Annotated in this window: 14 protein-coding genes; 5 read left to right on the top strand and 9 right to left on the bottom strand. The window is 42.5% G+C overall.

Going from position 1 to position 14,512, the window contains the following annotated elements; genetic code table 11:
- A complete protein-coding gene (locus HMPREF9065_RS08185; RefSeq protein ID WP_033002383.1) occupies nt 1–1,719 on the bottom strand; it encodes a penicillin-binding protein activator in 1,719 nt (572 codons plus the stop codon).
- Nucleotides 1,720–1,793: 74 nt separating this feature from the next.
- On the opposite strand from HMPREF9065_RS08185, the gene rsmI reads away from it, so the two are divergent.
- Entirely contained in the window at nt 1,794–2,642 is an 849-nt protein-coding gene (rsmI, locus tag HMPREF9065_RS08190) for a 16S rRNA (cytidine(1402)-2'-O)-methyltransferase (protein ID WP_021615361.1), read from the top strand.
- A gap of 96 nt (nt 2,643–2,738) precedes the next feature.
- Here the strand turns inward: rsmI and HMPREF9065_RS08195 are convergent, their stop codons facing one another.
- The 8 genes from HMPREF9065_RS08195 to HMPREF9065_RS08230 all read right to left on the bottom strand — a co-directional run bounded on the left by HMPREF9065_RS08195 (nt 2,739) and on the right by HMPREF9065_RS08230 (nt 11,459).
- Nucleotides 2,739–3,551 carry a peptide ABC transporter ATP-binding protein gene (locus HMPREF9065_RS08195; protein ID WP_021615360.1) on the bottom strand — a complete coding sequence of 271 codons (813 nt, stop codon included), beginning with the start codon at nt 3,549–3,551 and terminating at the stop codon, nt 2,739–2,741.
- Nucleotides 3,552–3,560: 9 nt separating this feature from the next.
- Entirely contained in the window at nt 3,561–4,613 is a 1,053-nt protein-coding gene (locus HMPREF9065_RS08200; RefSeq protein ID WP_021615359.1) for a peptide ABC transporter ATP-binding protein, read from the bottom strand.
- Nucleotides 4,614–4,619: 6 nt separating this feature from the next.
- Nucleotides 4,620–5,507 (bottom strand): ABC transporter permease subunit, encoded by an 888-nt coding sequence (locus HMPREF9065_RS08205; protein ID WP_021615358.1) that lies wholly within the window; start codon nt 5,505–5,507, stop codon nt 4,620–4,622.
- The gene (locus HMPREF9065_RS08210) at nt 5,497–6,462 is read right to left on the bottom strand and encodes an ABC transporter permease (protein ID WP_021615357.1); all 966 of its coding nucleotides are present in this window, start codon (nt 6,460–6,462) and stop codon (nt 5,497–5,499) included. Before HMPREF9065_RS08210 ends, HMPREF9065_RS08205 begins: the two co-directional genes overlap by 11 nt.
- Nucleotides 6,462–8,150 carry an ABC transporter substrate-binding protein gene (locus tag HMPREF9065_RS08215; protein WP_033002382.1) on the bottom strand — a complete coding sequence of 563 codons (1,689 nt, stop codon included), beginning with the start codon at nt 8,148–8,150 and terminating at the stop codon, nt 6,462–6,464. Before HMPREF9065_RS08215 ends, HMPREF9065_RS08210 begins: the two co-directional genes overlap by 1 nt.
- 151 nt (nt 8,151–8,301) lie before the next feature.
- The gene (can, locus tag HMPREF9065_RS08220) at nt 8,302–8,988 is read right to left on the bottom strand and encodes a carbonate dehydratase (protein ID WP_021615355.1); all 687 of its coding nucleotides are present in this window, start codon (nt 8,986–8,988) and stop codon (nt 8,302–8,304) included.
- Nucleotides 8,989–9,077: 89 nt separating this feature from the next.
- The gene (gene cls, locus HMPREF9065_RS08225; protein WP_021615354.1) at nt 9,078–10,535 is read right to left on the bottom strand and encodes a cardiolipin synthase; all 1,458 of its coding nucleotides are present in this window, start codon (nt 10,533–10,535) and stop codon (nt 9,078–9,080) included.
- A gap of 15 nt (nt 10,536–10,550) precedes the next feature.
- Nucleotides 10,551–11,459 (bottom strand): lysine exporter LysO family protein, encoded by a 909-nt coding sequence (locus HMPREF9065_RS08230; RefSeq protein WP_021615353.1) that lies wholly within the window; start codon nt 11,457–11,459, stop codon nt 10,551–10,553.
- Nucleotides 11,460–11,592: 133 nt separating this feature from the next.
- Between HMPREF9065_RS08230 and HMPREF9065_RS08235 the strand changes: the two genes are divergently transcribed.
- The 4 genes from HMPREF9065_RS08235 to HMPREF9065_RS08250 all read left to right on the top strand — a co-directional run bounded on the left by HMPREF9065_RS08235 (nt 11,593) and on the right by HMPREF9065_RS08250 (nt 14,419).
- Nucleotides 11,593–12,276 (top strand): TIGR01621 family pseudouridine synthase, encoded by a 684-nt coding sequence (locus HMPREF9065_RS08235; protein ID WP_021615352.1) that lies wholly within the window; start codon nt 11,593–11,595, stop codon nt 12,274–12,276.
- 44 nt (nt 12,277–12,320) lie between these two features.
- Entirely contained in the window at nt 12,321–13,184 is an 864-nt protein-coding gene (locus HMPREF9065_RS08240; RefSeq protein ID WP_021615351.1) for a DMT family transporter, read from the top strand.
- A gap of 93 nt (nt 13,185–13,277) precedes the next feature.
- Nucleotides 13,278–13,601, top strand: coding sequence for a zinc ribbon domain-containing protein YjdM (locus tag HMPREF9065_RS08245; protein ID WP_033002381.1), 324 nt, complete (start codon nt 13,278–13,280; stop codon nt 13,599–13,601).
- Between the two features lie 224 nt (nt 13,602–13,825).
- Nucleotides 13,826–14,419, top strand: a complete 594-nt coding sequence (locus HMPREF9065_RS08250; protein WP_021615349.1) for an FMN-dependent NADH-azoreductase — start codon at nt 13,826–13,828, stop codon at nt 14,417–14,419.
- The last annotated feature ends 93 nt before the right edge of the window (nt 14,420–14,512 follow it).

Below are 14,512 nucleotides of genomic sequence, written 5' to 3'. Positions count from 1 at the left end.
TTAGTTTAATACCTGAATACCACCGTTTTGATATTGGAACCAAGTCATATCACGTTCGATATTGCAGTTCGGGCCTGCGCTTAATTTACCGGTTAAGCCGTCAATTTGATACCCCGGCACTTGGCGTAATTCATTGAAGTGACTGATTAACAACCAAGCATCAGCTCCCATGGCGTATAAACGCATTAATGAGTAGTCGCCATTAGTATTGGTGGCAATTTTTTGATATTGCGCAGAATCCGTGTCTTTGAAGAACGGAATATCACTAAATTGTAGTCCGTTCATTAACAAGCGGTATTCCGGTCCGTTATTGGAGGAGTTGCTGCGTGAGCTGGCATACAATTTGATATTGCTGCCGCTATTATCAATCACGGATTTTACATCAGCCAATTCTTCACTTTTCGCAACAACATAAAGACCTTGTACGTTTTGGCCTTGTAACGCGACACCCACATCACCGGTTTGGTTGTAATATTTAATATTCGCATCAGTACCGGAAAGTTGTTGCCAACGAATGTTAAATGCTGTCGCAGTACGTTGTCCTAAATCGTTTTGTGGCACCGCAACCATTGGCGCTTGAATGCCATCTTTCCACATTTTATTGGCGGCGGATTCGGCTTCATCTTCAGGAGATAAGCCATAATAGCAAACTTGACCAATAGCACGGGCATTTGGTGTAGAGTTCAATGCAAGAACGTCCATGCCTTGAATATCAGACGGATTATTTAATACGCTATCTACGTTTTGTTTTAGCAAAGGTCCGATAATCGCACGAACACCGGCTTGTTTAGCTTGCGCAATAATATCGTTGATAGGGGTTGCAACGGTATCATAAACCTGCACTTGAACGGCGGTATTGTCGCCTTTGGCTGCATCAAAACCGGATTTGATGGTGTTACCGAGAATTTGACCATTACCACTTAGCGGTAAAAGCAAGGCGACTTGAGAAAGTGATGTTTGTTGGAAATTGAACAAGCCTTGTAATTCCGTTGGGAATAAATAAGACGCAGAGTGATTCGGATAAGCCGATTTCCAATTTTGCAAAGCTTGGCTTAATTGGGTCGGCTGACTTAAATTATCGTTATAAGCACGGGCGAGTGCCAACCAGCCGGCTAAGGCTAAATTGCCTTCATCCGGCGTATTATTTAATAAGCCGCGATTCGCTTGACGTAATAACGCCCAAGTGCGGTCATTATTTTCTTGTTTTCGAGGTACATCAGTGAGCACTTGATCCATTTGAATACGTGCTTTCACCGCATCAATAATGGCATTTTTGTTTTCAGCTATGCGCGCTTTCACTGCATAATAACGGCCAACTTGAGAACTGCTTAATTGCGTTAAATCCACACGGCGTAATAAATCTTCAGCGTGTTGATTATTGCCTTGTACGGCAGCGATATGCGCCTCAATAAGTGATTTATCCAATAATTGATCCGGATTGAGCGTGCTTAATTCGTTTAATAGCGCTTGGGCTTGAGGCACTTTGTTTTCCGTCACGAGTACACGCGCGGCTAATAGTTTGTAGGTTTGTTGATCTTCGATTTTTTGTGTTTGCCCAATTTTATTCATATAAAATTCAGAACTTGCATTCGCATCTTTTTTGAGTTCACTGGTGAAGCTATTCCCCATAAAATTGGCATTACAGCCGGCTAAAATTAGCGTGAACAAAAAAGGCATTAATCGATTTTTTAAATTAATGCGTTGTAATAGAATAGACATAATTACTCCATTGGTTAAACAATTGGAGCGATCTTACTTATCTCCCTAACTAAAAGCAAATAAAAGAAGTCTAAATGAGCAATTCAAACGGAATTTTATATATCGTCGCAACGCCTATCGGCAATTTACAAGATATTACGCAACGTGCGCTGGAAACGTTTCAACAAGTCGATCTCATTGCGGCGGAAGATACCCGACACAGCGGTTTATTATTAGCCCATTACGGCATTAAAAAGCCGTTTTTTACCTTACATGATCATAATGAACAGCAAAAAGCCGGTGCGTTAGTCGAAAAACTTTTACAAGGCGTGAATATTGCGTTGATTTCTGATGCCGGTACGCCATTAATCAGCGATCCCGGTTTTCATGTGGTGCGTCAATGCCGGCAAGCGGGGATTCAGGTTGTGCCATTGCCGGGTGCCTGTGCGGCGATTACGGCGTTATGTGCTTCGGGGATTGCCTCCGATCGTTTTTGTTTTGAAGGCTTCTTACCGGCAAAAAGCAAAGCCCGCGTGGATAAATTAAAAAACGTGGCAAAAGAAGACCGCACTTTGATTTTTTATGAATCCACGCATCGCATTTTAGACAGTCTGGCGGATATGCAAAGTGTCTTTGGCAGCGAGCGTTATGTGGTGTTGGCGCGTGAAATTACCAAAACATGGGAAACGATCCATGGCGACAAATTAGCCGATTTAATCCCTTGGTTGGCGCAAGATCCGAATCGTACCAAAGGCGAAATGGTGGTCATTGTTGAAGGCGAGTCAAAAGAAGACAATGATGAAACGATCTCTTCGCAAGCCATGCACGCGCTAACCTTAATTAGCCAAGAATTGCCGTTGAAAAAAGCCGCTGCCATTGTGGCGGAATTGTATGGCTACAAGAAAAATCAGCTTTATCAGTTTGGCTTGGAATTATTGCGTTAATACGTGCAAGCGATGTATTGACAAGGTCAAGTTTGCGCAAGATGGCGCGACTTAGGCACAAGTGAAAGTGCGGTGAAAATCCACCGCACTTTGCGATTAGATCATCGGTAAAAACGTCTCTCCCCAAGAGGTTTCGTCTAAAATTTTGCCAAAATGGCTTTCGATCAGGCGCTTGGTCACATCACTTTGCGGTGAAGTAAATAAAGAATAAGTGTCGCCATATTCAATCATCTTACCCTCTTCCATCACTAACACTTCATCGGCAATATGCTTGATGATGCCTAAGTGTTGCCCCACATAAATATAGGTTAGTCCGAATTTTTCTTGTAACGATAACATTAAGTTGGTGAGCTGTGTTTTGACCGTTGCATCTAATGAACCAAGGGCATCGTCAATAATGATAATTTGCGGATCTAGAATTAACGCACGGGCAAGGGCAATACGCTGCTTCTGACTAATAGAAAGCGTATTGATTTTAATCGTCACGTGATCAGGGTGCATCCCGACTAAGGTTAAGATATCAAAAATTTTTTGAGTACGTTGCTGCTCATTAAGTGATGTGGTTAACAGCAACGGCGCATCGAGTATTTGACCAACATTAAGCCGCGGATTAAAGGCGGTATTAGGATCTTGGAAAACCATACGAATATGCTTGGCGCGGTAAGTATAATCACCAAAAATCAAGGGCTGATTTTGAAATAAGATTTTGCCTGAAGTGGGTTCAGTAATGCCGACAATCATTTTAGCCAACATGGATTTGCCTGAACCGTTACGACCGATAATGGCCAATGTTTTGCCGGCATCCAAGGTAAAGCTCACATTTTCCACGGCATGAAAGTAACCGTCGCCAAACAGGTCAAGATCTTTTTTGAAGGTTTTTGTCAGGTTTTCAACGTGTAGTAAGTGCATTTCGTTCTTTTATTCCTGCGTGTCATTGCTGAGCGTTAACGGCTGCGGCACTTCGGCTTCTTTTATTTTCTTTTCCCGTAAATTAATCGGAAAGTGGCAATAAAATTCATGTTGTTTCACCCGAAGTGCGGTCGGTTTCGTAATACATTTTTTTTGCGCAAAAGGACAACGTGGACCAAGGCGGCAACCCAGCGGCATTTCTTCAAGTAGCGGAACCGAGCCTTTTAACGTGCCTAACTGGCTCTTAAAAGGCAGCGGCTGCGTAAAATCGGGGATCGAATGTAGCAACGCTTGTGTGTAGGGATGATGAGGATTCTCTAAAATCGCTTCTCGGGGGCCGGACTCTGAATTTTGCCCGCAGTAAAGCACCACAAACGCATCACACCATTCGCTAATGCTGTTAATGTCATTGCTGGCCAGTAGAATGGATGTGCCTTGGTTTTGATTCATGCTGGATAATAGCTTGAAGATTTGTACGCGCGTAATGGATTCCACGGAATTGGCCGGTTCATCAGCAATGAGCAAGCGCGGTTGATTTGCCACAGCAATGGCAATCATCACTTTTTGTCCTTCCCCTTCGGTTAACTCATGGGGATAACTGCGCATGATGTCTTTGTGTTCTTTAATGCCGACACGGTGCAATAATTCTATAGCGCGGCGTTTTCGCCAACCGAATAAACGTTGCCACCAATGCCCTTTGAACGTCCATCCCGGAATGCTTTGAATCAGCTGCTTGCCGATTTTTTGGCTTGGATCGAGGCAGGTGAGCGGATCTTGGAAAACCATGGAAATTTCTTTGCCCACAATTTGGCGGCGTTGGGTCGGCGTGAGTTTGAGCAGTTCAACGTCGTTAAAACGGAAACGATCGGCGGTAACAATCCAGGAATCTTTAAAGGCATTGCAAATGACTTTGGCAATTAAGCTTTTGCCGGAGCCGGATTCACCCACTAAGCCACAAATCTCGCCCTCGTTCAGTGTGAAACTGACGTTATCAACGATGCGAATTAATCCGTTTGACGTTTTAATATCAATCCGAAGATTGCGAATATCCAAAAGAACCATGATGACCTACTCGTAATATTTGCTAATGGCACGACATAATCCGTTAGAAAACATCAAGCCAATTAAAATACTGAAAATAATTGCAAAACCGGGAAGGAGTACCGTCCATGGCGCTAAATAAATTAATTCTAAAGAATCGCGGATCATTGCGCCCCATTCCGGTGCCGGGCGTTGAGCACCCAAGGCGATAAAGCTTAAGGCGCTAATATCCAAAATGGCGATCGTGAAGACGCGAGAGGTTTCTTGAATGTATTGCACGGCGATATTTGGCAAGATCGTGCTTTTCAATAAAGCCCATTTTGAGATGCCGTCTAAGCGTAACATTAAGACATATTCTTTTTTTAATTCCAGTTGAATACTGCGGTAAATTTCATGCACAAAATACGGCAGTAGCGCTAAGGTAATGGCAAGCATTGCATTGAGCAAACCGGGTTCCATTAATGTCGCAATAATAATGGCGACGAGAAGGACGGGAATGGTAAGAAACGTATCTAATAAATGGCCTAAAATGCGTGATTGTATTCCTTGTGACATCCCTGCCCAAATGCCTAATCCGCCGCCAAGAATTGCCGTTGTGATCATCACAATGAGTGATGCCCCCACAGTATAAGTACTTCCAACGATAATACGGCTTAGCACATCGCGACCAATATCGTCTGTGCCGAGGAAGTAAGCGATTTCTCCGTTTGCCGCCCAAGAGGGTGGCATTAATTCTTGTCCGATAAATTGCGTCTCTGCAGAATAAGGCGCAATGAACGGGCTCAAAAGTGCGGTCGAAATTAATAACAAAAGTGCGTAGAAACTAAAGAGCGCAATGCGATCTTGGCGGAACAGTGACCAAATGTGTTTTAGTGTGCCCGTTTCACGAAAGTCTTTTGGATCTTTACTTCGCATACCATCCCTTCTTATTTAACGGATCAGCAATGAAAATAAGCGTTTCCGAAAGAATTTTGATAAAAATAATACAAAGCCCGATAGTAATAATACCGGCAGAAATGCTGTTGTAATCCTGTTGTGTGACCGCATCAATTAGCCAACGCCCAATGCCCGGCCAGCCGAGGGTATTTTCAACCAGCATACATTGCGTGATGACCAAGGTGAACAGGCGAGTCATTTGTGGAATGAGTAAGGGCAACGTATTACGCAACACATATTTGCGCAATATGGTCAATTTTGACCAACCCCGAGTGGTGACGATTTTGACATAATTTTGTTGAAGCACGATTTCGACACGTTGTTGCACCAAACGCACGATTTCCATCATAGGTAAAATGCTGAGAACTAACGTTGGCAGTGCCAAATGTTGTAAGACGTTTTGAATCATTTTAATGCGATATGGAGCATCAACAAACCAGACATCAATCAGTGGGAAACCGGTCAGCGGTTTGATTTCATAGAGGAGGTTATATTGCCCGATGGCGGAAATTTGCCAAGCGTTAATGGCGGAGAAATACAATAAAATCGGTGCTATCCAAAATACCGGCAAGGCGGTGCCAATAGCCGATAAAGTGCGGATCGTTTTTCCAATAAAATGCGTTTGATAGGCAGCGCCCAGTATCCCAAGGGGAATGCCAAAAATAACGGCCAATAAAATCGCACAACAACATAACTCAAGTGTGGGCGGCAACACCGTAAGAATGGTGGATTTTAATGGATCACCGCCGTTATAACTGATGCCAAGGTCGCCGTGCATAAGACGGTTTAAATAGTGAATATACCCCTGATAAAAGTGTGGCGTAGCCAGTTCGGCATTCAATGGATCTTGCATCAAAATCACATAACTTAGCAAAGAGAGCATAAACGCCGTTAACAGCAGGAAAACACCTTGTCGAAGAAAAGAATGCAACATTATTTCTCTCCTTTACGCAATGATAATGTCGAGAAATTTAAACTGCCGAAAGGATTCATTTCAATATGGCGAACACGTGAATTTACCACCAGCACCCGCTTCATATTCACCAATGGGACAATCGGCAGCTTGGAGAGAATAAGTTCTTGTGCTTGATTATAGACGTGGGCACGCTCCCATAAATTAGGGCTGTCTAATGCTTTATCCATCAACTGATCAAAATCTTCATCACACCAATTGGAGAGGTTCGTCATTTCACTGGCCGAGTTACAGCTTAAGATAGGTCGCATAAAGCTATCAGGGTCGAGGTTTCCGGCTAACCAACCGGTTAAAATCATGTCGTAGTTTTCTGATTTTTTATTCAGCTGGTCGATGAGAAAAGTCCGCGTTACTGAACGAATCGTTACGTTCACCCCAACGTTATTTAAATCTTCTTTAATCAATTCTGCAGTTTTCAGTGGCGCCGGATTGTAAACCTGCTCTTCATTTAACACCCACATATTCAAATGGAGCTGTTTATCTTGTAAGACTTTCTTGGCTTCGCTCGGATTAAAATCATAAGCAAAATCCGGTGTATTTACGCTGGATGCCCAAGAAATATTCGGAATAATGTTATTCGCCACAGTTGCCGTATTGTGATAAATGGTTTTGATAATGCGTTGGCGATTAATGGCTTGTGCGATAGCACGGCGAACCTGTTCATCTTGAATGACAGCATTTTGAAAATTAAAGGCTAAATAGGCTAAATTCATGCCCTCCGCACTTTTGACATAATAGCGTTTGTCGTTTTCCTTCAATAAACCTAATTGGCTGACTTCAGGATAGGACGCAATTTGGCATTCGCCATTAAAAAATTTTACCAAGCGCCCGGTACGATCCGTGGATAAATCAATAATAATATTTTTAATTTTGGCGTCTTTTTTCCAATAATCCTCGTTTTTTTCTAACCGCACATATTGATTCCGGAAATAATTTTTGACTTTATACGGGCCGGTGCCGACCGGTAATAAATCAAGTTGCACCAAATTATCGTCCGCATTAAGTTGCACAGCATATTCTTGTGAGAAAATGATGGCATATTGGCTGGCTAAGTGAGACAAAATGGAGGCATCCGGCTTAAATAGGGTAATTTGCACTGTGTGCGGATTTAACGCTTTCACCGATTCGATTTTTTGATTTAACTTAATGCTTTCAAAATAAGGAAAACGCACTTTTTTCGCTTGTTCATGAAAAATACGATATTGCGGATTTTTATAATCCACCGCACTTTGTTCCAGCGTTGGCAAATAGGTTTCATAGCCCAGCACACGATTTAATGAAAACACCACATCATCGGCATTAAAATCGCGGGTCGGTTTAAACCAATCGGTATGATGAAATTTAATGCCTTTGCGCAGATAAATCGTAATAATCTTGCCGTCAGGTGAAATCGAATAAGATTGTGCCAAAATGGGCGTTGGAATCGCCGTATTGGATATCTCGAAAAGTTTATTATAAATCTGTTCAGTTACCACATTCATGCTTGTGCCGGCATCCGAGGTTTGCGGATTGAAGGAAAAACCGGAAGCGTGAGTGCAATAAATTAATCCGTTATCCGTCAGTTCTTCAGGCACGCGCGGTGCGGCAACAACCGTATTCACCATAAACGCGAACCAACAAACAGACATAACGAGTTTTTTATACCGCATAATAAACATGAGTTAAAAGATGAAAATAAGCGTTAAATTTTAAGCTATATTCTGGGGATATTCTAGCGAATATGCCCGTTCTTGAAATTTGCCACGATTTGCCTCGAAAAATGACCGCACTTTAAGCCGTGCTAAGACCGCCAATCAGAGATTATTCTTGTTCATGCTGCTTTTTCAGCATTTCATCTTCATTTAATTTGAGTAATCGCGAAATGGCATTGCGGTAGGAAATCTCTAAGGATTCTCGGCTGGTGGCAATTACGCCTTGATCCACTAAAAAGCCATCATTTACGTCATACACCCAACCGTGCAAGGACAGTTTTTTCCCGCTTTTCCAGGCATTTTTAATGATGGATGTTCTCCCGAGGTTATAGACTTGTTCTGCCACGTTTAGTTTTGTGAGCATATCGGCTCGGCGTTCCGGTGACAAATTACCCAGTAAATGGCTGTGTTTAAACCAAATATCACGAATATGTAATAACCAGTTGTTAATTAATCCTAAATCTTGATCATTCATGGCTGCATGGATCCCACCACAATTGGTATGCCCACAAATGATGATATGCTCGATATTTAAAACATCGACCGCATATTGCACAACGGATAAGCAGTTGAAATCCGTGTGAATGACTTGGTTTGCCACATTGCGGTGTACGAAGAGTTCGCCGGGTTCTAGGTTGGTTAATTTTTCTGCCGGCACGCGGCTGTCTGAACAGCCAATCCATAAATAGTGCGGTTGTTGATGTTCGGCAAGTTCTTGAAAGTAGGTGGATTTTTCCTCTTTCATTTGGGTGGCCCATTGGTAGTTGTTTGCAAAGAGTTGTTCTATTCTTTTCATTCTTTTTTCTTCTCCTGTTTCTCAAAAGGCGCTTAGTATAGCGCAGATTATGCGTGGTGACGGAATAAAGTGATATTAGACGCGATGTTTTACAAAAGCGGGCTAAATAAGAAAAAGAGCTTTTCGATAATGCGTTGATAAACGGAACGCTTGCGCCATTGTGCATAATCAATGAGTGCCGAGTTTTTAATATAACCTTCGTGTAATAAGGAAATTTCGTTCGCAAATGCGGGATCTTCCACCACCATGGTGACTTCAAAATTCAGCAAGAAACTGCGCATATCCATGTTCACGGTACCGACCAAGGCTAATCGGTTATCGATCAACATACTTTTGGTATGCAGTAAGCCCTTGTTGAAATTATAAATTTTCACGCCGGCAGCGAGTAAATCATCGAAGAATGTACGACTTGCCCAATGCACCATGAGGGAGTCGTTTTCTTTGGGGATAACGATAGAAACATCCACACCGCGCAACGCTGCAATGCGTAAAGCTTCCGCGATATTATGGCTTGGCACGAAATAAGGCGAAGTGATCACAATGCTTTTACGCGCCGAGAAAATTGCAATCGACAGTGATTGCGCCATCAAATCATCAGGAAAACAAGGACCGGTGGCGAGAATTTGTACTGCATGAGAGTTGTTTTGTTCTAACGGCAAAAGCGGGCAATCAGGCACTTCCAGAGGAAGTTTAGCGGCTGTTTCAATTTCCCAGTCCCATGCGTGTAAACCGTTTAATACTGCAGATACCGGGCCGTTAATGCGCACCATAATGTCGATCCATTCACCGACGTTGCTGTCTTTTTTGAAGAATTTCGGATCCACCATGTTCATGCTGCCGGTGTAAGAAATTTGGTTATCGATCACAATAATTTTGCGATGCTGACGTAAATCAATACGATTAAAGAACATACGGAATAAATTGACGTGCAAGGTTTCCGTCACTTCAATGCCATTATCACGCATGACTTGGCATTCGGCGCTTTTTAAGAAAGCACGGCTGCCTACTGAATCCAACAAAATATGAATAGCCACGCCACGTTGTCGAGCGTTGATTAATGCCTGTGTGACCTCATTCACCAAGCCTTGAGCAGACCAAATATAAAACACCATATTGATGGATTTTTCAGCCTGATTGATGTCATGAATGATGCTTCGCATAATGCTTTCGGGCGTATCCAAAATATGCAATTCGTTGCCCAAAATGCAAGGTATGCCAAGGCGTTGATTGGCAAGATCAAAAATCGGGCGGTAGAGCAGGTTGGTTTGCGTATTGATCAAATTATCGCAATGAGAAAGGTGTTTGAACCAATCCATGTATTTAGGCTTGAGTTGCTCAAACATGGCAGCCCGATGTTTGCCGAGATTGATTTCACCAAAAATTAAATAGGCGATAATGCCCACCACAGGAAACACATAAATGACAATCAACCATGAGAGCATGGTCGGGACAGATTGTTTTTTTATTACTAAGCGTAAGGTGATGGTGATGGTTATCATCCAAACGAAAATGGGGATGATATAAGCGAGAATTTGTTCAATTGTCATAAAAAAATGAAAACCCTATAAAGGAACCGAGGTAAAAAAGACCAATAAAACAGGTGGTGCAATATTGGTAATAAAGCCAAAACTAAACGCCAATGGCAACACTTCCACGCCACCGGCTTTTTGAATGATCGGCAACGTGCAATCAATGGCGGTGGCACCGGTGTAGCCGATGGCGGTAGAGCGATAATGTTGCATAAATAACGGCACAATAAATAAACTAATCAATTCACGGGATAAATCATTAAAAAACGCAATACTACCCCAAATTGGTCCCCATGCGTTGTTTAAGGTGACACTGGAAAGCGAATACCAGCCTAACCCTGAAGAAACCGCAAGCCCTTGCACGACAGGCACATTCAGTACTTGCGCGCCGATAATGCCACCAAGGAGCGATGTTAAAACAAAAATCACACCGGTTATCATGCCACGTTGATTAAAAAAGACGGCACGAATAGAAATACCGTTATTGCGTAATTGGATGCCGACGCAAAAAATCAACACGACTAACACATAAGTGCTGGAACCAAACGGCAGGCTCACCCAACCTTTGCCCCATAATCCGATAAAAAAGCCAACAATCACCACTAGACATAATTTCAACGAATCCAACACAATCCGCCAACGAGAGGGCATTTTATCTGTTGTTTTGGCTAAAGGCTGGGGGAACAGCTTGTCATAGAGAAATAATCCAAGAAAGGTTAGCCCTTGAATAAAAACAATAAATGTTAGCGCGTAAATTCCAATTTGCGGCAGTTGTTGTGCCAAATTATCCAGCTGCCCAAGGGACACGCCCATAATGAACAAGATCATATACAACAGTAGCATGGTGATTTTGCCAAATTGTTGTAATATTTTTGTATTTTTGATTTTAAAGGCGTAACCGATAAGCATCGGCACCAAGATAATGAGCAAACTTTCCAACATAATTGACGACAGCATGAAACGAGTATAGTGCGGGAAGTATAGCACTTTTCTGTTTTTTCACCTAATTGCAGGCAGTTTCCGCTGTTCCTTTCATGGTATAATTCAGCGCATCATTGCTTGAGGTTTTGCTGTCATGACATTTCAAATTGTATTCCAACATCCTGATTTTATTGTAATAAATAAGCCTAACGGAATAAGCGTACATAAAGATCATGCCGATGTGGGGTTAACTCGGCTTGTGGCGCAGCAATTGGGCGTACCGCAGGTTTGGTTGGTGCATCGTTTGGACAAAGTGACGTCCGGTTTGTTGATATTGGCACTAAATGAAAAGGCAGCTATGACGTTGTCGCGTAAATTTGCCGAACATCAGATTCAGAAAACCTATTTAGCGCTATCCACCCAAAAACCGAAGAAAAAGCAGGGCAGAATCAGCGGTGATATGCAAAAAGCCCGTCGTGGTGCGTGGAAACTCTGTCAAAGCAAAGAAAATCCCGCCATTACCGATTTTGTGTCGCACAGCTTAGCACCGAATTTGCGTTTATTCATTCTGTATCCGAAAACTGGTAAAACCCATCAGATTCGCGTTGCCATGAAAAGTTTGGGGAGTCCGATTTTAGGTGACGAATTATATGGCGGAGAGGTGGCGGACCGCACCTATTTGCACGCCTATCAATTATCATTTGACTATTTCGGAGAGGCGGTTCAAATTAGCACCAGCCCCGAATTTAAAGAGAGACAAAAGTGCGGTGAGTTTTTTCAACGTTTTTGGCATGACATTGAAAAACATCTTCACAGTGAAAACGAAAAAACACTTTAAAAAGTGACCGCACTTTTGGCGCTACTAATCAAGGAATGTTGTCAATGCCGAAAAAACTCACAGCCACTTCATATCAAAAAGCCATTATTTGTATGGTGTTGGCTTATATCAGCATCGCGTTAATGGGCGTATTTGTCAAATATGCTTCCGATGAATTGCCATCCAGCGAAATTTTATTTTCCCGCTTTTTGATCGGCTTTATTTTTTTATTACCGTTTATGATTCGTGACGGTGATTTTAAGGTCGAACTCAGCCAATGGCCGTTTCTTGTTATGCGTAACCTCGCGGGCATTGCCAGTATGTTGCTGACGTTTTACGCCATCAAATACTTACCGATTTCTATCGCCGTGTTATTGATGAATACCTCGGCGTTATTCGTCCCTTTATTGTTGTTTGTGTTACGAACCAGAACGCCGCTCAACGTGCTGGCGTGTAGCTTCCTTGGCTTTGCAGGCGTCTCCATTATCATGCTGACGGATTCTTCCAAGCATTTTGAATTGCAACACATCGGTTATGCCTTAGGCGCGGCATTTCTCGCGGCTATGGCATTTATCAGTCTGCAAGAGCTCAATAAGCACAATTCGCCGAAAAATATCGTGTTTTACTTCCATTTATTGGGTTCCCTTTTGTTACCGTTATTTTTTGCCACGCAATGGACAATCCCTTCCGCTCAGGGTTTTGTGCTTTTATTATTGGTAGGCGGTTTCGGCCTCGTATTCCAATTATTGCTGACCCGAGCTTTCAAATATGCTCCGGCCAATGTCATCACACCATTTGCTTTCACCGGCGTGATTTTCTCCAGTATTTGCGACTGGTTGTTCTGGCACAACGTGCCGACGCTGAATTTCTGGATCGGCTCGTTGGTCATTATTGTTTCCGTTAGCCTATTGGCAAAAGTACGCAGATAAAGCCGGGCTAAATAATTCCCCCAAATGCGTATTGTTCCGTTACAATAGCGCGCATTTCAATTTTTATTCCACTATTAAATAATGAGGAAACACATGGACTATCCAATTTGCCCATCTTGCAAAGGCGAAAATACGTATCACGATTCCATCCAATTTGTCTGCCCGGACTGCGGACACGAATGGACCGGCAATGAAGCCGAGGAGCATGACGATGATCAGCTTATCGTCAAAGACAGCAATGACAATCTCCTCGCCGATGGTGACGATGTGCTGCTCATCAAAGATTTAAAACTTAAAGGATCTTCCGAAGTGTTAAAGAAAGGCACTAAATTTAAAGGCATCCGCCTCGCCCGTGGCGACCACAACGTGGATTGCGGCAAAATTATGCTGAAATCAGAGTTTTTGAAGAAAGCATAAGTCAATGGTGAACTAAGCACGACAGTGTGATGTCATCTTTTAGGGTCACCATCCTTTAAAAGTGCGGTGAGTTTTCGTGATAAATAAAGGAATGATAGCGTTTAAATTGTCATTCGGATTATTAACGGATCATGAATAATGCTTTTCTAAAAGCCCTATTTATCTTTCGAAAATACCTATTAAAATGACCGCACTTTTTATTCACTATTTCAAGAGGAAAAAATATGCGCAATATTCTTGTATTAAAATCCAGTATTTTGGCAGACAATTCACAAACCAACCAATTATCCGATTATTTGGTTAGCAAGCTTGGCGATAACAATAATATTGTTGTGCGTGATTTGGCTAAAAAGCCATTACCGCATTTCGATGCAACGGCAGCCACAGCCGTTCGTGGTCAACCAAGCACAGAAGCCGAAAATGCCTTATTGGCGTTATCCGATGAATTGGTCGCGGAAATTCAAAAAGCGGATCTCGTGGTGATTAATGCGCCGATGTATAATTTCAACATCCCGACACAATTAAAAAGCTATTTTGATTTTATTGCCCGTCCACGTGTAACATTCCAATACACCGAAAACGGTCCGCAAGGCTTATTAAAAGGTAAAAAAGCCCTTGTGTTATCTGCATTTGGTGGCTTCCATCAAAATCAATCGACCGATCTTGTTACTGCATACATAAAAACCATTTTAGGTTTTATAGGCATTACCGACGTGCAATTTGTTTATTCAGAAGGCATTGGCTTAGGCGCTGATTCGATTGCCAAGGCACAGGCGCACGCCAAAGCTGAAATTGATAAAATCGTGACCGAACTTTAATCGGCAAAAACGTAGCGTGCAACTTGTTGTACGAAATCTAAAAAAGAGAGGAAAAATCCACCGCACTGAAAAAAAGTGCGGTGGATTTTTAAT

Origin of the sequence: Aggregatibacter sp. oral taxon 458 str. W10330 (genome assembly GCF_000466335.1) — a bacterium.
GTDB lineage: Bacteria > Pseudomonadota > Gammaproteobacteria > Enterobacterales > Pasteurellaceae > Aggregatibacter.
The sequence above is the reverse complement of the archived record's forward strand: the minus strand, read 5'-3'. Positions and strand labels throughout refer to the sequence as shown.

Bases quoted from the DNA above. Each gene is read 5' to 3' on its own strand.
- HMPREF9065_RS08185 (WP_033002383.1), bottom strand. From the start codon at position 1,719: ATGTCTATTCTATTACAACGCATTAATTTAAAAAATCGATTAATGCCT.
- rsmI (WP_021615361.1), top strand. From the start codon at position 1,794: ATGAGCAATTCAAACGGAATTTTATATATCGTCGCAACGCCTATCGGC.
- HMPREF9065_RS08195 (WP_021615360.1), bottom strand. From the start codon at position 3,551: ATGCACTTACTACACGTTGAAAACCTGACAAAAACCTTCAAAAAAGAT.
- HMPREF9065_RS08200 (WP_021615359.1), bottom strand. From the start codon at position 4,613: ATGGTTCTTTTGGATATTCGCAATCTTCGGATTGATATTAAAACGTCA.
- HMPREF9065_RS08205 (WP_021615358.1), bottom strand. From the start codon at position 5,507: ATGCGAAGTAAAGATCCAAAAGACTTTCGTGAAACGGGCACACTAAAA.
- HMPREF9065_RS08210 (WP_021615357.1), bottom strand. From the start codon at position 6,462: ATGTTGCATTCTTTTCTTCGACAAGGTGTTTTCCTGCTGTTAACGGCG.
- HMPREF9065_RS08215 (WP_033002382.1), bottom strand. From the start codon at position 8,150: ATGCGGTATAAAAAACTCGTTATGTCTGTTTGTTGGTTCGCGTTTATG.
- can (WP_021615355.1), bottom strand. From the start codon at position 8,988: ATGAAAAGAATAGAACAACTCTTTGCAAACAACTACCAATGGGCCACC.
- cls (WP_021615354.1), bottom strand. From the start codon at position 10,535: ATGACAATTGAACAAATTCTCGCTTATATCATCCCCATTTTCGTTTGG.
- HMPREF9065_RS08230 (WP_021615353.1), bottom strand. From the start codon at position 11,459: ATGTTGGAAAGTTTGCTCATTATCTTGGTGCCGATGCTTATCGGTTAC.
- HMPREF9065_RS08235 (WP_021615352.1), top strand. From the start codon at position 11,593: ATGACATTTCAAATTGTATTCCAACATCCTGATTTTATTGTAATAAAT.
- HMPREF9065_RS08240 (WP_021615351.1), top strand. From the start codon at position 12,321: ATGCCGAAAAAACTCACAGCCACTTCATATCAAAAAGCCATTATTTGT.
- HMPREF9065_RS08245 (WP_033002381.1), top strand. From the start codon at position 13,278: ATGGACTATCCAATTTGCCCATCTTGCAAAGGCGAAAATACGTATCAC.
- HMPREF9065_RS08250 (WP_021615349.1), top strand. From the start codon at position 13,826: ATGCGCAATATTCTTGTATTAAAATCCAGTATTTTGGCAGACAATTCA.